This is a genomic window from Paenibacillus sp. 203 (genome assembly GCF_037027525.1).
GTDB classification, from domain to species: Bacteria; Bacillota; Bacilli; order Paenibacillales; family Paenibacillaceae; genus Paenibacillus; species Paenibacillus polymyxa_B.
In genome coordinates this window covers 1-244 of sequence record NZ_JAXCHD010000099.1, presented here as the reverse complement: position 1 = coordinate 244, position 244 = coordinate 1, and the positions used below count along the sequence as shown (strand labels likewise).

Here is a 244-nt window from a genome sequence, read left to right as displayed (position 1 = left end):
GTGCCCAGCTTGACCTGCTGGCAACTAAGCATAAGGGTTGCGCTCGTTGCGGGACTTAACCCAACATCTCACGACACGAGCTGACGACAACCATGCACCACCTGTCTCCTCTGTCCCGAAGGAAAGGTCTATCTCTAGACCGGTCAGAGGGATGTCAAGACCTGGTAAGGTTCTTCGCGTTGCTTCGAATTAAACCACATACTCCACTGCTTGTGCGGGTCCCCGTCAATTCCTTTGAGTTTCA

General features: G+C 52.9%; 1 rRNA gene. It reads right to left on the bottom strand.

The window, feature by feature from the left end:
• Window positions 1–244: ribosomal RNA gene (locus WA407_RS26580) — 16S ribosomal RNA — on the bottom strand; the annotation flags it as partial.